This is a genomic window from Bartonella bacilliformis Ver097, from assembly GCF_000709795.1.
In the GTDB taxonomy this organism is placed as follows: domain Bacteria; phylum Pseudomonadota; class Alphaproteobacteria; order Rhizobiales; family Rhizobiaceae; genus Bartonella; species Bartonella bacilliformis_A.
Genome location: NZ_KL503804.1, coordinates 125,189 through 147,275, shown reverse-complemented (window position 1 = coordinate 147,275; position 22,087 = coordinate 125,189). Strand labels below are relative to the sequence as shown.

Below are 22,087 nucleotides of genomic sequence, written 5' to 3'. Positions count from 1 at the left end.
AAGACTATTTTTTGTTATTTTACTCTTTTATATTTAGATTTAACATTAATACTTTATTTTTATTTACTTTAAAGAGATTGCATAATCTTTTGTTGATATTGAAAAAACTGAAAAATAGCATGAGCAATAGAAGCCGCCATTTTTTTTCTCCATTGAGGATTATTCAATAATTCTTCATCCTCTTTATTAGATAAATAACCTATTTCTATCAACACAGAAGGTACATTGGGGGCTTTTAAAACTTGAAAATTAGCATATCGATGAGGATTATTAATCAAATGAATATTACTGTTTGATAGATTTAAAATAACACGATCAGCAAAATTAACTGAAAATGCATGAGTTTCACGTTGAGTAAGATCAATCAAAATATCTGCAACTTCAGGAAGTTCCTCCGCAGGTAGTCCATCAAGAAGATCAACTTTGTTTTCACTCTCAGCTAAAGTTTTTGCTATTGCATCAGATGCTTTATCAGAGATAGTATACACTGTAGCACCACGCAGAGAGGGAGTATTAATAGTATCCGCGTGAATTGATATAAAAAGATCAGCACAAAATTTTTGTGCTTTTTTAATTCTCTCGTTTAATCTTAAAAATACATCAGAATCGCGTGTTAGCATAACATCAATATCAGTATATTTTTCTAACTCATCTCGCAATGCACGTGCGAAGGCTAGAGTTATATCTTTTTCTAAAATACCAGTAATACCTTGCGCACCACTATCAATTCCACCATGACCAGGATCAATAGTAACACAAAAAGGATATTTTAAATTTGGTTGTTGTGTTTTTATAGTATTGTTAACTAACTGTTGTTTTTTAAATGTTTCATTAAATTTTTGTTGTGTACTGAGTGCAATATCAATCAACATTTGCCATGAACCATTATCTAATTTTTGCACTGTAGTTTTTTCAACAGAAAAAACGACATTACTCGTTAAAATAATGCGTGAGGTTTGTGTATCAGAAAAACCATAACGCACATCTGATAACATACTTGATAATGTATTCTTTTTATTTAATGACACATTTTGTGAAGAAAAATCAGTTAAAGGCAAATTGATAATTAAACGTGCAGGCGTATCTAAAATTTGTAAATGGAAATTTGGTTCAACATTAAAAACTACAATAATACGTGTATACATATTATCGCCAATAGCACGCAAACTAATGAGTTTTAGTGCTTCTGCAGCTTGAATATGTGTTTGGCATATCATAAAAAATAATAAACAGCATAAGAAATGCCTAATAACATCCCCAAAAGCTGTTTGTAGCTTTTTAATACAGAACTTTAGTGAAAATATCATTACAATCAGAAACTCTATTTTACATTTATAACTTACTTTATCGTGTATGGAATATAATCATGTTTTAATGGAATGCTAAATCAAGTCATTATCGTAAGGTACACTGAATTGTTACTTGCCAAAAGTATGATATCAACATAAAAGAACATTTGCGCATCCTATAGGATCATAACCATCTAGTATTGACTTAAGAGTTATCAATGAAATTCATTGAATCGTTTTTAGAAGGTTGTTCCTATAGCTATAGGTTCAGGATTTTATAAGAAAATCTTCATATCCTAAGAACAGGATGCGTTTAAGATTCGCTGGTTCGGATATTCTGACCATTTTCGGAATTGTTTTGCCGGAGACTTGTAAAATATGAGTCATATAAAACAGATGGGAATGATGATTGAAGATACTGTAAATACTATAATATGTTTACGTACGGTATCCCATCACATTATGTCTGCACTCCCCCTTTATAACAAACAGTCATTTACATTTATAAATAGTTACGCTGTTTGTTTAAATAAAATTGCGCATAGCGTCTTCAGGATTTTAACTTATGTCAAACAAAATGCTTATCGATGCCTCCCACCCGGAGGAAACACGTGTTGTTGTTGTTCAAGGCAACAAAATTGAAGAATTTGACTTCGAATCAGAACACAAAAAGCAGCTCAAAGGAAATATTTATTTAGCACGTGTAACACGTGTAGAACCTTCTCTTCAAGCAGCCTTTGTAGAGTATGGGAGTGGCCGTCATGGATTTTTAACATTTTCAGAGATTCACCCTGATTATTATCAAATTCCTGTTGCTGATCGTCTTGCCCTCCTTGAAAAAGAAGAGGAAGCGGTTTCCTTTGAAAATGATGATGATCTCATTGAAGAAACAAATCAAGGTAAAAGAAACTCAAAGAAACAAAAGAATTCTTGTACTATAGCAGAAGGTATTGAGAATGATATTCTCTCTGAATCAATAACAATGGATGATGAATCGTTTGATGTACTTACTTCTGATAATGATAATGGAGTGATTAATTCACAAGATTCCTTTGAAGAAAGGCCTACTGATTACTCCAAACAAGAGCGTCAATATAAAATTCAAGAAGTTATTAAACGGCGTCAAATTTTATTAGTTCAAGTAATTAAGGAGGAGCGTGGTAATAAAGGTGCAGCACTAACAACTTATTTATCATTAGCGGGTCGCTATTCTGTTTTAATGCCAAATACAGCACGCGGCGGTGGTATTTCACGAAAAATTACTAATACGCAAGATCGCAAACGTCTCAAAGAAATTGTAAAAGGATTAGCAGTTCCGAAAGGTATGGGAGTAATCCTGAGAACAGCTGGAGAAAATAGAACAAAAGCTGAAGTTAAACGCGATTATGAATATCTTATAAGATTATGGGAAACTGTTCGTAATTTGACACTTAAATCAATAGCTCCCTGTTTAGTTTATGAAGAAAGCAGTCTTATAAAACGCTCTATACGCGATCTTTATAATAAAAATGTTACTGAAATTCTTGTTTCTGGTGACCAAGGATATCGTGAAGCTAAAGATTTTATGCGCATGCTTATGCCTAGCCATGCAAAAGCTGTTCAACCTTACCGAGATTCAATACCTATTTTTACACGCAATGGTATTGAAACTCAACTTGACAAGATGTTGCATCCGCAAGTTTCTTTAAAATCTGGTGGTTATCTTGTTATTAATCAGACAGAAGCACTTGTTGCTATTGATATAAATTCAGGTCGATCTACTAAAGAACATTCTGTTGAAAAAACGGCGTTACAAACAAATCTTGAAGCAGCTGAAGAAATAGCTCGTCAATTACGCTTACGTGACTTGGCTGGTTTGATTGTGATTGATTTCATTGATATGCTTGAAAAGCGCAACATTAAGCTTGTTGAAAAAAAATTAAAAGATTGTTTAAAAAGTGACCGTGCTCGTATTCAAGTAGGGCGTATTTCAAATTTTGGCCTCCTGGAAATGAGTCGTCAACGTATTCGTGTATCGGTTTTAGAAAGCACAACACAGCCCTGCCCGAATTGCTCTGGAACCGGAAATATACGCTCTGAATCATCAATTGCTTTACATGTTATGCGTTCAATTGAAGAATATCTTCTACATAATTCGCAGCATAACATTATTGTACGAACCCCTACAGCAACAGCATTTTATGTGTTAAATTATAAACGCAATATTCTTGTTGATTTGGAGACACGCTTTAAACTCAATATTAGCATTGAAGCAGATGATAGCATTGGAATGCAACACCTCCTCATTTTAAAAGGAACTTCAGCAAAAGAAGATAACCTATCTCCAACCACTTCTGAAAATGAAAGCAAGAAAAAAGTCAACAATATACTCTCAGTAAAAGTTGAATCTATTGAAGATTCGATGCTTATTAAAAATAACAAACAACGTTCGCATAAGATAACTGAATCCACAGATAATTCTCTTCATGCTTCTCATGAAAATGATGTTCAAAATGGTGAAGAGACTCGTCATCGTGGGCGTTGTCGTGGACGCCGTGGAAATCGTCGTAACCAAGGTAACAATTTTTATCAGTTCCGCACTCCTTACGCAGAACCAGTTGGAAATTTTGCTCAACAAGCATTAGCAGAAATTAAAGCAGAACGTCGCAAATCTTATGTTCCAAATGCTGAGCCTGTTGGATTTAGTCAACCCCAAAATAATAAAAGACACCTTATGAAAACACAAAATAGTGTTTCAAAAGCTAATGTAAATCATAAGTCTAAAAAGCATAAAACACACCCTAGAAAGGTTTCTCAGAAAATTCTTGAAAATGATAAACAAATAACAACAGAAGTTTTCGAAAATAATTTAATAACTAAAGGAAAAAAAATTAGTGAACCAATTTCTGAGATAATTGTTAAAGAAGAAACTATAAAAACAAGAAAATCAACACGTCAAAAGCAAAAAAATTCCATTAAGGAATCAGCAATCTCAAAAGAAAAGCTTGAACCAGAAGCAATAGTTGAAAAAGATTCAACTAAAATGACTATTACCTCATCAACTTCTGAAACGTTTCAACAAACTAAGCGTGTTGGTTGGTGGAAACGCAAAACTTTCCTTAAAACTGAATAATATAAAACCGCTACATATTCTGTAGCGATTCTAACTCAATTACCTATAAAAAAGAAATTTTGAAATAGAAGAAAGGGATGTATAATTCCTTCCCTTTTATTTCTCCTGTTTAGCTTTTTCTTGTTCAGCACGCATACGATCTTCAATTTCTTTTTGCTTTAATTGAACAGCTTTCTGCAATTTCATTTGTTCTTGTTGAAAAGTCTTCTCATCTACACCAGGGCCTGTGTATGCAGTAGTGAAACCATTAAGGGAAAGCTCTATAGGATTCTCTGAACCTCGAAAATTAATTGTAGTAATAACCATTTTTGAGCCAGCTTTCATAGCAGAAATGAGTTTATCACTTAAAACATCATTAGCAATACAGCTTGCTCCATTACAAAGAACATAAGGAATCTTTTCAGAAAAGCTATCTCCAATTTTTACATGGACACCTTCTGGTATAAAACGACCTGTAGGTACCTGAACACCTATACGCTTTTCATTTTGCGCTCCCTTTACTTCAACTAAATTAATAACTGTTAAGGGTTGTCCAGTATTCGACACAACACTATTCATCGTGTTACAGACATCGACATCACCCTGTTTACTGCAAATTTTATACCAGCCTTGAGACAGAGTCTGTGCACTTGCTGGAATAGAGAATGCAAAAAAAAGAGTAGAAATTCCAGCTAATACCGAAATAGCAGTATAGGCATTTTTATGCGACATGATCAAGTTAATCCTTTCAACGCGCTTTCATAATTAGACTTAACATAGGGATATTAAGTATCATTTTCAATCAGGTTTATAAAATTAATTAATAAAATGAGATCTTTTTGTATTATTTAATTAAACCAAAGATAAAAATCTCATAAATTGACTCTAAAAATACCTTAGAATCATGAAATAAAGTATATTGTCAAAATGAATCAATTTTATCAAATGATCAAAGTGAATCTTCATGATACCTTACAGTTCTCATTATCTTAAACTATTCCTTATTTTTATCACTCTCCTTTTTTGTCATGAGGTTTCAGCAATTGGTATTGCAATGCATGGAACACCAAAACTACCAGATAATTTTGATCATTTTCCTTATGCTTCTCCTAATGCAAATCAAGAGGGTAAAATAACCTACGGTGTTGTTGGAACGTTTGATGGATTAAATCCGTTTGTCATACGTAGTTTTCGAACAACAGCAAGAGGGCTTTTTGCGGATGAGCAGTTTTCTGGTCTTGTTTATGAAACAATGATGGTACGTTCCCGTGATGAACCTTTTACGCTTTACAGCCTTTTAGCAGAAAAAGTTGAACTTAATGAAGAACGCACAAAAATTACTTTTTTTCTTAATCCCAAAGCACGTTTTTCAGATGGAGAGCCTATAAAAATCGAAGATGTTTTATTTACAATCGAGCTGCTTAAAGAAAAAGGAAGACCTCCATTTAATCGATATATAAAAAACATAGAATCTATTGAAATAATTGGCAACCACGGTATTAGAATGAATTTTCCACACTCAAAAGATCGTGAGTTTCCACTTCTTTTGGCTAGTGCCATGCCAATTTTGCCAAAACATGCTATTAATGTTGATGATTTTGAAAAGAACGGTCTTGTTAAAATGCCAGGAAGCGGACCTTATATTATCCATCACGTGGATCCTGGTGAAAGAATTATTTATAAGCGCGATCCCAATTATTGGGGTAAAGATCTTCCTGTTAACAAAGGATTGAACAATTTTGATACCATCCAAATCGAATATTTTCGAAATGATACGGCACGTTTTGAAGCTTTTAAAAAGGGAATTATTGATATCTTCATTGAAGGGTCTGCTAATTCAAATCGCTGGCGTCTTTCTTATAATTTTCCAGCTGTTCGTGAAGGGCGAGTTATCAAAGAAGAATTTTCAAAAAGTACACCCGCTGACATGATTGGTTTTGTTTTTAATACGCGTCGTGCTGTTTTTAAAGACAGAAAAGTACGACAAGCATTATCAATGCTTGTCGACTTTGAATGGGTCAATCATCATTTTTTTGATAATGTTTATAAAAGAATAGAAGGTTATTGGGCAGGTTCTATTCTTTCGTCCGTTGGTAAACCTGCTAGTGCAGAAGAAAAAGCTCTTTTAGCACCTTATCCTGATTCAGTTCTTCCTGAGGTTATGGATGGAAGCTGGCGTATGCCAAAAACAGATGGTTCAGGTATGGAGCGAAAAATTGCTCAGAAAGCCTGGAAACTCTTACAAGAAGCAGGTTTTACTAGAAAAAATAACAAAGCTATTGCTCCTAATGGCTTACCTTTGCAATTTGAAATTATGACTCAAACATTTGACGAAGAAAAGGTTGCTCTTGCATTTCAGAGTAGTTTGTCACGTCTTGGTATTGATGTTGAAATAAGAACTGTTGATGATACCCAATATCAAAACCGCTTAGGAACGTTTGATTATGATATGATTATTGGAAAATTAAAAAACTCTTTATCACCAGGGAACGAACAAATAAATCGTTGGGGTTCAGATTCTCGAAATTTGAAAGGAAGTTTTAATTTCGCCGGAACAGCTGATCCTGCGATAGATGCAATGATAAAAGCGATGCTTGATGCACGCTCAAGTGTTGATTTTATTTCAGCAGTTCGTGCTTTAGATAGAATCCTTATTTCTGGTAGTTACTATATACCGCTTTATCATGTACCTGAACAATGGATAGCTCGTTGGTCATATATTAAACATCCCTCTTACACACCACTATACGGATATCGTCTTCCAACTTGGTGGCGTGAATGAAGAAAAATTATTTATAATTTATATATCTTATAAAACTCACAATTTAAAACAGCTACAAAATGAATTATAGATTTCTAAAAGGAGATCACTGTATCATTTCTGTAAGTTTTGTCATAATGATTTCTGCTCCCAGTAGTCTTTTATCTGCTGTTTGCCAATCACGAATAAACACAATAGTTTGGTCTGGTCGGATTTTTGCCATTGAACCTTGTTCTTCAATCCATTGAACAAGAGCAGTACTGTTGCTAAAATGATTATTGCGAAACTGAATAATAACACCTTTGGGTCCAACATCCAATTTTTCTACGCGTGCTTTTCGACATAAAGCTTTGATATAAACAATCTTAAGTAGATGTTGAACTTCTAATGGAAGAGGACCAAAACGATCGATCAATTCAGCTCCTAATTCATTAATTTCCTCTAAATTCTCAAGAGCCATTAAACGGCGATAAAGACTCATACGTAATGATAAATCAGGGATAAAATTTTCTGGTATTAAAACTGTTGCACCTATTGAAATTTGAGGTGACCATTGAAGATCTTCATTATGTTTTCCTTCTTTTAACTCAGAAATGGCCTCTTCAAGCATTTTTTGATAAAGCTCAAATCCAACTTCTTTAATATGTCCTGACTGTTCTTCGCCTAAAAAATTACCTGAACCACGAATATCCATGTCATGACTAGCCAATTGAAAACCCGCTCCTAAAGTATCAAGAGACTGCAAAACTTTAAGACGACGCTGAGCAGCAGGCGTTAAAACTTTATTAGATGGAAAAGTAAAAAGTGTATAAGCGCGTTGTTTGGAACGCCCCACTCTTCCCCGTAATTGATAAAGTGCAGAGAGACCAAACATCTCAGCACGATGCACAATTAATGTATTAGCAGTTGGAATATCAAGACCTGATTCAATGATAGTCGTGGAAAGCAGTACATTGTATTTTCCATCATAAAATGCATTCATAATATCATCAAGCTGTCCAGCTGGCATTTTTCCATGGGCTATAACAAATTTGAGCTCAGGTACGTACTTTTTAAGATATTCTTCCACGTAAGAAAGATCAGAAACACGAGGACAAACATAAAAACTCTGTCCTCCACGATAATACTCACGCAGCAATGTTTCGCGTATAACAAGTGCATCAAAAGGTGAAATAAAAGTACGAACTGCCATTCTATCAATAGGTGGAGTCGTAATTAATGAGAGTTCACGCACCCCTGATAAAGCAAGTCCTAAAGTTCTTGGTATAGGGGTTGCTGAAAGTGTAAGAACATGAATATCATTTTTAAGCTCTTTGAGATGTTCTTTGTGCTTTACACCAAAGTGCTGCTCTTCATCGATGATCAATAACCCTAATCGTGAAAAATTAACTGATCCGCTCAATAACGCATGCGTTCCAATAACAATATCGATTGTACCATCTGAGATCCCCTTTTTTACTTTGGTCAATTCTGCAGCTTTTACAAGTCTTGAAACATGACCAATTTTAACAGGTAATCCTTGAAAACGTGCAATAAACGTCTTGTAATGCTGCCGTGATAGTAAAGTTGTTGGCACAACAACGGCAGTTTGGTAACCATTCAACGCAGAAACGAAAGCACTTCGAATAGCGACTTCTGTTTTGCCAAAACCAACATCACCACATATGAGACGATCCATTGGTTTTCCTGCTTCTAAGTCATCCAAAACCGCATCAATTGCATTCATCTGATCTTCTGTTTCTTCATAAGGAAAGCGTGCAACAAATTCATCAAATAGGCTAACTGGTGGAGTCAAAACAGGAGCAGAACGCATAGAGCGCTCTGCAGCTATAGAGATTAATTGCCCAGCAATCTGCAATAAATGCTTTTTAAGCCGTGTTTTACGTGCTTGCCAAGCAACACCACCTAATTTATCTAATGTTACATCTGTATCTTCTGATCCATAACGTGATAGAAGTTCTACATTTTCAACAGGCAAAAATAATCGATCATCTCCAGCATAACTGATTTCAAGACAATCACGTAAAATTCCGCCTGTCATAATAGTTTTGAGACCAATAAATTGCCCAACACCGTGATCAATATGAACAACAAAATCACCAGAATTTAATGTAGAAATTTCAGAAATAAAATTCGCATTGCGTCTACGCTGTTTCGAAGATTTTACTAATCGATCACCAAAAATATCTTGTTCTGTTATAATAACGAAATCTTCAGATTCAAAACCATGATCAATCATTATAACAGCTGCAAATATAGAATGAGATGAACTTGTTTTTACAGTGCTTAATGATTTTGCAATTTCTACTTTTTTTAATCCATATTCATCGAGCACTTGCAATAAGCGATCCATAGATCCTTCGCTCCAACAGGCTAGAAGAATTTTTTTACCAGCAGATTGCAATGAAGAAATATGATCAACCACACTTAAAAAAATATTTTTATCTTGCGCATTACGCTCTTTTACGAAATCATATCCTGGAATAACATTCACATGAAAAACCGTTATCTGTTCAGAAGTTTTAGGGACATTAAAAGGCGTAAAATCAATACGTTGAGCTGATTGTTGTACACATTCTAAAACTTCCTCTAGCCTCATATACAGTAGATGTGGTTCTACTGGATGATAAGAAACATCACTTTCTTTATCATTTTCGTGCTCTTTGCGAGCAGCATAATAATCTTTAATAAGACGATAACGTTCAATCAGAGCTTCTTGTATAAGATTTTCAAAAATAATAGGAAAATTACCACAATAATCAAAAAAACTGTCGAGCTTTTCATAAAAAAATGGCAACCAATGCTCCATGCCAGCAACACGTCTTCCTTGAGAAATGGCTTCATAGAGTGTATCATTTTTTTGTGGTACACCAAATGTACTGATATAATTTCTTTTAAATCGACTGATGAGCTCCGGTGTGAGGATAACCTCGCTCATTGATTGCAGAAAAAACTCAGTTTTATTTTTTATTGTCCGTTGCGTTTCTGTATCAAATACACGGATTGTCTCTAAGGTATTGCCAAAAAAATCAAGACGTGAAGGTTCAACCTCGCTTGGAGAAAAAATATCAATAATTCCTCCTCTTACAGCATATTCACCAATATCACGCACAATTCCAACACGTTCAAAGCTATTACGTTCTAAGTAATGGATCAAATGATCCATATCAACACGCTGACCGACACGTACATGAAGAATCTGACTATCAATCATTGCGCATGGTGGCAATTTTTGAATGATTGCGTTTGCTGTTGTCACTATAATAGCAGGATGTGGATTATTACGTAAAGTCGATATATGTGCCAGAACTGAAAGCCTACGTGCAGTAATAGTTATTGTAGGTGATACACGATCATAAGGTAAACAATCCCACGCAGGAAAATGAAGAATAGGCAAATGAGGCTCAACAAAACTTAAAGCTTGCTGCAAATAAGCAATTTTTGTTTCATCACGAACGATATAAACAAGTGGCTTACCTTGAGCAATTTTTGCACTTAATTGAGCGAGAGCAAAAGCCTCAACTCCATCAATAACCCCATCAATAACCATTGAATCACGTTGATTTTTGGGAAAAATAATTTTTTCAAATATAGGCATCTTGATCAATTACAATTTATACAAACACGATAATTTATGATGTCATGAAAAAGCGGACTATCCACCTTAGGTGGTGTAATAGCTTCTCCAGTAATCCATGTGAGTAAATCGCGATCTTCAAAAGACATAATATATTCAAGCTCAGAAATTGTTTCATCACTCATCTTAGAAAGATGAGCATCAACATACGGCCCAAAAACCAAATCCATTTCACGAGTACCCCGATGCCATGCACGAAAAATCAACCGACGACGACGTATATCTAGTTGCTGATTTTTATCAACTACAAAATCTGTCATAAAAACCCTTCCTAATCAGCGAAAATAGGCATAAAAGTGTAGTGTTTAATTTTTTAGAATAACTTTGGATTTCATTTTTTAAGGAAGTTCAATAATTTTTCTTCCTTTCAGCGTAATTCTACGGTGCATCTGTTTAGCCAAAGCGTAATTATGTGTTGCAATAAGAGCAGAAAGCCCAGCTTGACGAACAAGTGCCGATAAAGCCTGAAATACATAAGCTGAAGTTACAGGATCAAGATTTCCAGTAGGTTCATCAGCCAACAATACAGAAGGTGCATTTGCTACTGCACGTGCTATTGCAACACGTTGTTGTTCACCTCCTGATAATTCTGAAGGACGATGCTTAGCGCGATGAGACACTCGCAAATATTGCAATAATTTAAATGCACGATCTTCTGCTACTGATTTTTTTAACCCTGCTATCATTTGTGGTATCATTACATTTTCTAATGCTGTAAATTCTGGAAGTAAATGGTGGAATTGATAAATAAAACCGATATCATTTCGCCTAATCGCTGTTCTCTCATTATCTGAGCATTTTGTGCAAGAAACACCCCGTAATAAAACATCACCAGCTGTTGGTTTTTCTAATAATCCAGCAATATGAAGAAGTGTTGATTTTCCAGCACCAGAAGGTGCAACAAGTGCTACAAGCTCTCCTTGATGAAGACGAAAATTAGCTTTATCTAAAACAATCAAAGGTTTGTCATTATCAAAAAAATGTCGCTCAATCTCAATAAGCTCTAAGACAACAGACATTACTCATACCTCAAAATCTGTACGGGGTCTAACTTAGCAGCTCGCCATGCTGGAATGAGTGTTGCAAGAAATGACAAAAATAGAGCCATCACGGCTACCATAAGAGTTTGATCCCATTCGATCCGTGCTGGTAATTTTGCTAAAAAATAAAGTTGAGGATTAAAAACATCAACATTAAATAGCCAAGATATAAAATCTTGAATATGATTAATATTTACGATAGTTATAATACCCAAAACCAAACCTAATGCTGTTCCAATAAATCCAATCACCATACCAGTAGCAATAAATATGCACATAATTTCGTTTCGACGTGCTCCCATCGTGCGCAAAATTGCAATATCGTGACTTTTATCTTTTACAAACATAATTAACCCTGAAACAATATTTAAAGTAGCAACGAGAATAATAAGAGAAAGAATAAAAAACATGACATTTCTTTCAACCTGTAAAGCTGAAAAAAACGCCTGATTTCTCATACGCCAGTCAACTAAATAAACTGGTTGATCAATTTCTTTCATGATGACTGGTTTTACCTGATCAATAATATCAGGATCATGAAGAAATAACTCTAAAGATTGAGTTGTTGTCCCAAGATTAAAAAACGCTTGTGCTTCATGAAGAGGCATAAAAATAAAAATCGAGTCATACTCAGACATACCAACTTCAAAAATAGCAATCACTTTATAGGCCCTAACACGTGGCATAACACCAAAGGGCGTCTCATCGCCATCTGGTGTAATCATACGAAGATCGCTTCCAATTGTAAGTCCTAACTTTTCTGCTAGACCACTACCAATTGCAACACCTTCTTCTTGATCAAATTGAGCAAGAGAACCTGATTTGATATTTTGGGAAACTGTTTTTAGTTTTTCCAAATCCTCTTTGCGTGTGCCACGAATTAGAGCACCAGTTCCTCCTCCAATATTACCCTGAACAAATGCTTGACCTTCAATGATGGGCAAAACAAATTGCACACCGTTTAAAGATTCTAGAGAATGAATAAGGGTATTATAATCAGAAAAATCAGAATCCATTGTTTGAATAATAAGGTGCCCATTCATGCCAAGAATGCGATTGAGAAGCTCCGTACGAAAACCATTCATAACAGCCATAACAACAATTAAAGCAAAAACTCCCAACATAATTCCAATTAAAGAAATAATTGAAATAATAGATGTAAATATATGTTTTTTATTAGGAATCATATATCGTAAAGCGATCATCCATTGATAAGATGAAAATCCTTTACTGCTTAAACTCTTCATAGAATTGCTCATCACATCGCAGCAAGTCGATTGAGCGCAGCTTCAACCGTTAAAACTTCTTTAATACCTGTTTTTCGATCTTTAATTTCAACCTCATCTTGTGCTGCATTTTTGGGGCCAACGATTATTTGTGTTGGCAAACCAATTAAATCCATTGTTGCAAATTTCACTCCAGGACGCTCATTTCTGTCATCTAATAATGGATCAAAACCAGCATTAACAAGTCCTTGATAAAGAGTTTCACACATATTATAACATTTTGCATCATCTGATTTCGTATTAATGATACCAAAATCGAATGGCGTTATCGGCTTTGGCCAAATAATACCATTTTCATCGTGAGAAGCTTCAATTGCTGCAGCAACAAGACGCGAAGGTCCAATTCCATAGGATCCCATAAAAACAGGATATGCTTTTCCATCTCGTTCCATAATTTTTGCCCCCATTGGCTCAGAGTATTTCGTACCAAAATAAAAAATATGCCCTACTTCAATACCACGCGCTGAAAGTTGTTTACTTTCGCAAACTTGAGCCCACTCCTCTGCATTGTGCATTTCCTCTGTTGCTGCATAAAGAGTTGTCCACTGTTTAACGATATCAGTTAAAACAACGTTATCTGTGAAATCAACCGAAACAAGCGGTGCAGTCATTCCCAGAAACTGCTTATCACAGAATATGGCACTTTCACCTGTCTTAGCTAAAATAATAAATTCATGACTGAGTTCACCACCAATAGGGCCTGTATCAGAACGAACAGGAATAACTTTTAAACCAATACGAGAAAAAGTCCGTAAATAAGCAATGAACATGCGATTATACGATGTTTTTGCACTTTCATAATCAAGATCAAAAGAATAGCCATCTTTCATTAAAAATTCTCGTGAGCGCATCACACCAAAACGTGGACGAATTTCGTCCCGAAATTTCCATTGAATCTGATAAAGGTTGAGCGGAAGATCTTTATAAGAACGCACATATGAGCGAAAAATATCCGTAACCATCTCTTCATTAGTTGGCCCATAAAGCAAATCACGTTCTTGACGATCTTTAATGCGTAACATTTCCAAGCCATAGTCATCATAACGGCCACTTTCACGCCAAAGATCAGCAGATTGAATTGTAGGCATCGATATTTCTAAAGCACCAGCCCGTTCTTGTTCTTCACGAATGATCGTACAAACTTTATCAAGTACTTTTTTACCTAAGGGCAACCAAGAATAAATCCCTGATGTTTGTTGACGGACCATACCTGCACGCAACATAAAGCAATGCGAAATAATTTCTGCTTCTTTAGGATTTTCTTTTAAAATAGGAAGAAAATATTGAGAAAAACGCATCGAAACTATTAACTCCTAATCAGGCTCGTCGAAGCGGAGCAGTTCAAATAATTATATCTGTATCATCGTTACATTCTGAATACTTGCAAATTAACGAACCATAACTATTAAAATTTATCAATCTTATTTCTATGTTTCTTATAAAAAAATATTAGATACATACTTTAACAATGAAAATGATCTGAAAATTCTTCTTTTTTATTTTAAATCACAAAAAATAACTTGATACACATGTGCTTTTATTTCGATCTATGTAAAAAAACTGCACAAATAGGCTTTTTTCCCCAAATTTCGTTAATAGCTGACCTAACTGCACGACGTGTTGCTTTCCGAATAAGGTCATTATCCTTTCTTTTAATTCGTGGAATATTATTAATAGCATTTTCAACAACATCTAAAAGAATATCTTCTAATAATATTCCTTCTTCATCTCTTTCGGGTACACCATATGTAATAAGACCAATATCATCAAGTAAATCATGCTTACTGTTCATATGAAGAGAAACTGAAACATGACCTACGTAACTCAATTTACGACGCTCACTAATTCCTAGCTCGTCTTCATCACCAAGTAACCGGCCATCTTTATAAATTCTTCCAACAAATGCTTGATCAATCACTTCTACCGGTCCTGGTGCAAGACGTAGAATATTGCCATTTCTAATCTCAGCAACAGTTTTTATACCAGCTTGACGCACCAAAGCTGCTTGAGCAGAAAGATGCATAGCTTCACCATGTACAGGAACCAGTATCTGTGGTTTTATCCAATCATACATCTGCAAAAGCTCTGAACGGCGAGGATGACCCGAAACATGAACAAGAGCATCGTCATTTGTAATAATTTTAATTCCCTGATCAATGAAACGGTTTTGTATCTCAATAATAGCCTTTTCATTTCCTGGAATACTACGTGATGAATAAACAACTGTATCACCAGGAGAAAGCGCAATGTTTTTCATTGCATTGTGTGAGATTTTTGCTAGTGCAGCGCAGGGTTCACCTTGACTACCTGTGACAATCAAAACCACATCTTTCCGTCGAGTGTCACTATATTCCTCTTCCGATATAAATGGCATTAAACCATTCATATAACCAAGCTCTTGTGCTACCAAAAAACTGCGCTTTAGAGAGCGCCCCACCAAAAGAACTTTACGGCCAACAGCTTCAGCTGCAAGAGCAATAGAATGTACCCGACCAATATTAGAAGAAAAAGTTACAATCGCAACTCGGCCTTCAGCGTTTGAAATAATTTCAATAAGACTCTCCTGAACGTCTTGCTCTGATGGAGATATACCATCCTGAAAAGCATTAGTAGAATCACATAGCAATGCTAAGACCCCCCTCTTTCCTAGAGTACGTAGCCGTTTTTCATCTGTGATAGTTCCGAGCGAAGGAGTATGATCAATTTTCCAATCACCAGTATGGATTAAATTTCCTAAAGACGTTGTAATTGCTAAAGACACTGCTTCTGGTATCGAATGGTTGACAGCAATCGCTTCAATTGAGAATGAACCAACCTGAAAGCAATCACCAACTTGAAAAATATTTAATGGAATTTGACGAAATTTAAAATCCGATTGCCTTTTTTTCTCTAATAACCCTGCTGTAAAAGGAGTACAATAAACCGGAATTTGAAGTTTTGGCCATAAATCAAGAACAGCACCATAATGATCTTCATGAGCATGTGTCAAAACAAGACCACATATATTATGTTTTTCATTTTCTAAAAAACGAATATCTGGTAAAATAAGATTTGCTCCTGGCAATTCAGGACCAGCAAAACTAACCCCCATATCAACAAGTAACCATTCACGAGAATTCTTTGAACCAAATCCATAAACGGCAAGATTCATTCCTATTTCGCCTACCCCTCCTAAAGGAAGAAAAACCAATTCATTCTCATCGGCAGAAGCCATAAATATTTCCCTTTTAGATAATTTCATGGTAAGATAAGATTTGGTAAATTAACCACGATCTATATGAACAGAACCAGCCGAACCAAAGTGAACATCTCCAGCTGTTATAATCGCTTCTTGACCATTTTTTTGTTTTACAATACAATTGAAATTACAATCAAGACCATCAAAAATGCCTTCAATGATCTTTGATCCATCTGTTACTTTGATATGTTGTCCAAAATGAGCAGAATATAAAAGCCACTTTTTACGAATGACATCATAACCTTTTGGTTGTTTCCAAAGGAGATAATTTTTAGCAAAATATTTTGTTAAAACCTTAAATAATTGTTTTTTATCAATATGTAAACCAATTTTCTTCATGCTTGATGTTGGATATGGAGCGTCCTTATAATGAGACTCCACATTCATGCCAATACCAATAACCAATGCATATTTTTGAGGAAATAATTCAAACAATTCAAGCAAAATTCCAGAACTTTTAGCTCCTTCAAGTAGAATATCATTTGGCCATTTTAAACTGATAATATCCTTGAATTTGTATTGATCTTTTATAAATTCTTTTACTGCTTCTACCATACTGACTCCAGCAACAAAACCGAGATGAGCAGCTGTTTGATGGGTAATATTATCAATAAGCAAAAGACTAGTATATAAATTTCCTTTTGGACTGCTCCATGATCTTCCTCTTCTAGCTCGTCCTTGTATTTGTTCCTCTGCAACTATCCAAAGATAGCCAAAATGACCAGCTTTAGCTTTTCGTTGAGCAACAAGGTTTGTTGAATCAACACTTTCATATGACTCAACACCATATCCCTGTTTTTGTGCAAAATTTGATAATACGTACATCATTGTTTATTGAAACAATGATATTGCTGCTTTTTCTGCAATTTCAGAAAACCAAAAGCCAAAAAACACATAAAATAAAACAAACAATGAAGAAAAGCAAAGACATAGCTTAATCTCATTTGATAAAATAACAAAACTATCTTTTGCATCATCAAACCACATAATTTTAATTATTCGTAAATAATAAAAAGCACCGATAACAGAAAGTACCATACCCACAATAGCAAGCGGAGTAAGCCCTGCATGAACAGCTGCAGAAAATGTATACCATTTACCAAAAAATCCTGCCATAGGTGGTATACTTGCTAAAGAAAAAAGCTGTATCGTCATCATAATAGCCATAAATGGGTTAGTTTTTATCAATCCTGCTAGATCATAAATGTTTTCAACATATCTATTACTAAATCGCATCCCAAGGATAAAAGAAAACGAACCAATCGTCATGCAAAGATAAATAGTCATATAGATAAGAATACCTTTGACTCCCAATATATTTCCAGCGGCTAAACCAACAAGAGCATATCCCATATGACCAATCGATGAATAAGCCATTAAACGCTTAATATTAGTTTGACCAATTGCTGCAAATGCACCCAGCGCCATTGATGAAATGGCTATAAAAACCAAGATTTGTTGCCACGAAGGCATAAAATTATCAGAGCTTTCTAATGGAATAAAAGCAAATACAATAACACGAATAATTAACGCCATTGCCGCAATTTTAGGAGCACCAGCAAAAAATGCTGTAATAGGTGTTGGTGCTCCTTCATAAACATCAGGAGTCCACATATGAAATGGAACTGCAGAAATTTTAAAAGCCAAACCAGCTAAAATAAACACAATGCCAAAAATAACTCCCAAATGCAAAATATTACCACTTAAAGCAGAAGATATTTCACGGAAACCAATCTGACCGGTAAATCCATAAAGTAATGAAATACCGTATAGTAATAACCCAGAAGATAATGCGCCTAAAACAAAATATTTTATGCCTGCTTCAGAAGATTTTACATTATCACGATGAATTGCAGCTAAAACGTACAAAGCTAAAGATTGTAATTCCAATCCCATATAAAGTGATAACATATTACCAGATGAAATCATTAACATCATGCCAAGGGTTGCCAAAAGAACTAATATCGGAAACTCAAATATGTCAAATTTTTGAGACGAGAAAAAACCAACAGACAAAATAAGAGAAAATGATGCACCAATAAGCGTTAAAATCTTCATATAACGACTGAAAGCATCAATAATGAGGGCATTTGTGTAAAAAAAACCATCTTTTGGAAAAAGAACGATAAGAACAATAGTCGCAAAAAGAAGAGCAATCGTTAAACCTGTAACAGTTAAATATGAATGAGCACCAGAATAAACACCGATTAAAAGTAATGCCATTATCCCTAATGCTATTAAAATTTCTGGAAGGATTAACACCAATTGAGCGATTATTTCAGTTTGCATAAGCATTTATCTCTATTTTAGTGTAGCTGATTGGTAAGCGCTTTTACCGAAAACACAGTTGTTTGAAAAATTGGTGTAGGATATATACCAAAAAATATTGTAAGAATGACCATTGGATAAAGAATAAATTTTTCTCTTTGAGATAAATCACAAAGTATTTTTAAATTTTCTTTATCTAAGGTACCAAAAATAACACGTCGGTAAAGATAAAGTGCGTAAGCAGCTGATAAAATAACACCAGTTGTTGTAAAAATTGCAACGAGTTTATTAATTTGAAAAACACCTATTAAAGTTAAAAATTCACCTAAGAATCCTGAAGTTCCAGGCAATCCAACATTTGCCATAGTAAGGATCAAAAAAACAACAGCGTATTTTGGCATGTTATTCACTAAACCACCAAATGCTGAAATTTCACGCGTATGTAAACGATCATAGATAACCCCAACACAAAGAAACAAAGCCGCTGATACAATTCCATGTGACAGCATCTGGTAAATAGCTCCTTGAATACCTTGTTCATTGGCAGAAAAAATACCCATTGTTACGTATCCCATATGAGCTACTGATGAATAAGCAATAAGTTTCTTCATATCATTTTGAACGAGTGCAACCAATGACGTATAAATGATTGCAATAAGCGATAACACAAGAACAAAGGGAGAAAAGTCAGCAGAAGCAACAGGAAACATTGGTAATGAAAAACGAAGAAAACCATAACCACCCAATTTGAGTAATACACCAGCTAAAATAACAGATCCTGCTGTTGGTGCTTCTACGTGAGCGTCAGGTAACCATGTATGGACTGGCCACATTGGCATTTTAACTGAAAAAGACGCAAAAAATGCGAGCCACAACCACATTTGCATAGATATAGGAAACTGATAGCTTAATAAAGTTGGTATATCGAGTGTTCCTGCTTCCCAATACATAGCCATAATAGCAACAAGCATGAGTACAGATCCAAGCAAAGTGTATAAGAAAAATTTCATACTTGCATAAACACGACGTGCTCCACCCCAAACACCAATAATAATAAACATCGGAATGAGGCTACCTTCAAAAAAGATATAAAATAATACTGCATCGAGAGAACAAAAAACCCCAATAATCGCAACTTCAAGCAAGAGAAAAGCGATCATATAAGCCTTTAATCTATCTTTAACGGTTTCCCAGCTTGCCAAAACACAAAAAGGTAACAAAAAAGCTGAAAGAACAACAAAAAGTATAGAAATACCATCAATTCCCATATGATAGCTAATATCGCCACCTAACCAGTCAAACTTTTCAACCATTTGGAAATTGGAATTTGTATTATCAAAACTTACCCAAATAATTAAAGAAATAAAGAAAACAAATACAGTTGTGAAAAATGCTACATTACGTATATTACGTTTTTCTGCTTCGCTGTTATCTTTGATAAATAAAATCAAAATCACACCAACAAGTGGCAAAAATGTAACCGTAGAAAGAATAGGCCAATCGGTCATTATTTTACACTCCCGATCATCATCCACGTAATTAATGCTGCAACACCAATAAGCATCGCAAACGCATAGTGATAAAGATAACCTGTTTGAACTCGAATGACTCTATTTGTAATATCAACGATGCGTGCTGCAATTCCATTCGGACCAAGACCATCAATAATCTTAATATCCCCTACTTTCCAAAGAAAGCAGCCGATTTTTAAAGCAGGACGGATAAATAAAAAATTATATAATTCATCAAAATACCATTTATTATAAAGAAAACGATATAATACAGGCATCAAATTAGCAAGTTTCTTAGGAATTGACGGAAAAAGAATGTAAAATAAATACGCCAAAATAAGCCCAAGAAGCATTGCCGTAAACGGAGACCATTTTACCCAAGTTAATACATCATGCGCCTCATGAAGGATGTGATTCTGGTGACCTGTAAACAATGCTCCCTTCCAAAACGCATCATATAAATTACCAAAGAAATAAGGTTGAAAAATTGCACCAGCAAATAGTGCTCCAATAGATAGAATATACAACGGAATTAACATAATTGGTGCTGATTCATGAACATGATGCATAACATCAACAGTTGCACGCGGTTTACCATGAAATGTCATAAAAATTAGCCGCCATGAATAAAAACTCGTCAATAAAGCAGAAATAACAAGCAACCCAAAAGCATATCCTGAAGCAATATTATGCGATGCAAAAGCAGACTCTATAATGGCATCCTTTGAGAAAAAACCTGCTGTACCAAAAATTGTTCCTGGAATTCCAACACCCGTTAATGCAATTGTTCCCACAATCATCATCCAATAAGTCACGTTTATATGTTTACGCAATCCTCCCATTTTTCGCATATCTTGTTCATCAGATACTGCATGAATCACAGAACCCGCACCGAGAAATAATAAAGCTTTAAAAAAAGCATGGGTAAAAAGATGAAAAACAGCTGCCCCATAAGCTCCAACACCTAAAGCAACGAACATATAACCAAGTTGTGAACATGTGGAATAAGCAATAACGCGCTTAATGTCATTCTGCACCAATCCTACAGTTGCTGCAAAAAATGCGGTCGTCGCTCCAATAACAATAATCACTGTTAAAGCATTCGAAGAAAGTTCAAAAATTGGTGACATACGTGCAACCATAAACACACCAGCAGTTACCATTGTTGCTGCATGAATAAGTGCAGAAACAGGCGTGGGCCCCTCCATTGCATCAGGAAGCCATGTATGTAAAAGAAATTGAGCTGATTTTCCCATGGCTCCAATAAACAAAAGAAGGCACGTAACAGTAATCATCATTTGCTCATCAAGCTGCCAGCCTAAAAACACTAAATTTTGCGTGAAACTATTATCTGAAACCTTTGCAAAAATAGATGAAAAATTAACTGACTGAAATAAAATAAAAATACTAAAAATCCCTAAAAGAAAACCAAAATCGCCAACACGATTAACGATAAAAGCTTTCATTGCTGCTTTATTAGCAGAATTTTTTTGGAACCAAAAACCAATCAATAAATAAGATGCAAGTCCAACACCTTCCCACCCAAAAAACATTTGGATTAAATTATTAGCCGTCACCAACATAAGCATCATAAATGTAAATAAAGAAAGATAAGCAAAAAAACGAGGCCTTGAAGGATCGTGATGCATATAGCCAATTGAATAAATATGTACTAATGCTGAAACACTATTCACCACAACAAGCATAACAGATGTCAGCGTATCAATATGTAATGCCCAGTTAAATACCAATTCACCAATTGTTGTCCAATGTAATACCAAAATGTCAATTGCTGGAGTATTACCAAGAGCAATATTAAAAAAAGAGACCCATGATAATGCAGCAACAACAACCATAAAACTACATGTTATCAGCTCACTAGCGCGGGCTCCTATAGTTTTTCCACCTACAGCAGCAATTAAAAAACCTAAAAGCGGAAGAAAGACGATCGTATAATACATCTCTC

14 protein-coding genes are annotated in these 22,087 nt (G+C 35.0%); 2 read left to right on the top strand and 12 right to left on the bottom strand.

What is annotated here, in order from left to right; genetic code table 11:
• Positions 1-68: 68 nt before the first annotated feature.
• Positions 69-1,307, bottom strand: coding sequence for an N-acetylmuramoyl-L-alanine amidase (locus H710_RS04375; protein WP_041849618.1), 1,239 nt, complete (start codon positions 1,305-1,307; stop codon positions 69-71).
• 547 nt (positions 1,308-1,854) lie between these two features.
• On the opposite strand from H710_RS04375, the gene H710_RS04370 reads away from it, so the two are divergent.
• Complete coding sequence (locus H710_RS04370) at positions 1,855-4,401, top strand: Rne/Rng family ribonuclease (protein WP_041849617.1); 2,547 nt, start codon at positions 1,855-1,857, stop codon at positions 4,399-4,401.
• A 96-nt stretch (positions 4,402-4,497) separates the two neighbouring features.
• Here the strand turns inward: H710_RS04370 and H710_RS04365 are convergent, their stop codons facing one another.
• Complete coding sequence (locus H710_RS04365; RefSeq protein ID WP_041849616.1) at positions 4,498-5,112, bottom strand: invasion associated locus B family protein; 615 nt, start codon at positions 5,110-5,112, stop codon at positions 4,498-4,500.
• A gap of 322 nt (positions 5,113-5,434) precedes the next feature.
• Here H710_RS04365 and H710_RS04360 point away from each other — a divergent pair, with 322 nt between their 5' ends.
• Positions 5,435-7,162 (top strand): extracellular solute-binding protein, encoded by a 1,728-nt coding sequence (locus H710_RS04360; protein WP_244875592.1) that lies wholly within the window; start codon positions 5,435-5,437, stop codon positions 7,160-7,162.
• A gap of 85 nt (positions 7,163-7,247) precedes the next feature.
• Here the strand turns inward: H710_RS04360 and mfd are convergent, their stop codons facing one another.
• From mfd to nuoL, 10 genes are all read right to left on the bottom strand, one after another.
• The gene (gene mfd / locus H710_RS04355) at positions 7,248-10,739 is read right to left on the bottom strand and encodes a transcription-repair coupling factor (protein ID WP_041849614.1); all 3,492 of its coding nucleotides are present in this window, start codon (positions 10,737-10,739) and stop codon (positions 7,248-7,250) included.
• A gap of 5 nt (positions 10,740-10,744) precedes the next feature.
• Positions 10,745-11,038 (bottom strand): succinate dehydrogenase assembly factor 2, encoded by a 294-nt coding sequence (locus H710_RS04350; protein WP_041849613.1) that lies wholly within the window; start codon positions 11,036-11,038, stop codon positions 10,745-10,747.
• A 78-nt stretch (positions 11,039-11,116) separates the two neighbouring features.
• Entirely contained in the window at positions 11,117-11,797 is a 681-nt protein-coding gene (locus tag H710_RS04345; RefSeq protein WP_041849612.1) for an ABC transporter ATP-binding protein, read from the bottom strand.
• The gene (locus H710_RS04340) at positions 11,797-13,065 is read right to left on the bottom strand and encodes a lipoprotein-releasing ABC transporter permease subunit (RefSeq protein WP_041849611.1); all 1,269 of its coding nucleotides are present in this window, start codon (positions 13,063-13,065) and stop codon (positions 11,797-11,799) included. Before H710_RS04340 ends, H710_RS04345 begins: the two co-directional genes overlap by 1 nt.
• A gap of 11 nt (positions 13,066-13,076) precedes the next feature.
• On the bottom strand, positions 13,077-14,402 hold the full coding sequence (gene proS, locus H710_RS04335) for a proline--tRNA ligase (RefSeq protein ID WP_041849610.1): 1,326 nt from the start codon (positions 14,400-14,402) through the stop codon (positions 13,077-13,079).
• Positions 14,403-14,641: 239 nt separating this feature from the next.
• Positions 14,642-16,318, bottom strand: a complete 1,677-nt coding sequence (locus H710_RS04330; protein ID WP_041849609.1) for a ribonuclease J — start codon at positions 16,316-16,318, stop codon at positions 14,642-14,644.
• 48 nt (positions 16,319-16,366) lie between these two features.
• Positions 16,367-17,170: a biotin--[acetyl-CoA-carboxylase] ligase gene (locus H710_RS04325; protein ID WP_041849608.1), complete on the bottom strand. Its 804-nt coding sequence runs from the start codon at positions 17,168-17,170 to the stop codon at positions 16,367-16,369.
• Positions 17,171-17,173: 3 nt separating this feature from the next.
• Entirely contained in the window at positions 17,174-18,631 is a 1,458-nt protein-coding gene (gene nuoN, locus H710_RS04320; RefSeq protein ID WP_041849681.1) for an NADH-quinone oxidoreductase subunit NuoN, read from the bottom strand.
• A 17-nt stretch (positions 18,632-18,648) separates the two neighbouring features.
• A complete protein-coding gene (locus H710_RS04315; RefSeq protein WP_041849607.1) occupies positions 18,649-20,118 on the bottom strand; it encodes an NADH-quinone oxidoreductase subunit M in 1,470 nt (489 codons plus the stop codon).
• Positions 20,118-22,082: an NADH-quinone oxidoreductase subunit L gene (nuoL, locus tag H710_RS04310; protein ID WP_041849606.1), complete on the bottom strand. Its 1,965-nt coding sequence runs from the start codon at positions 22,080-22,082 to the stop codon at positions 20,118-20,120. The genes H710_RS04315 and nuoL overlap by 1 nt, the downstream gene beginning before the upstream one ends.
• Between the last annotated feature and the right edge of the window lie 5 nt (positions 22,083-22,087).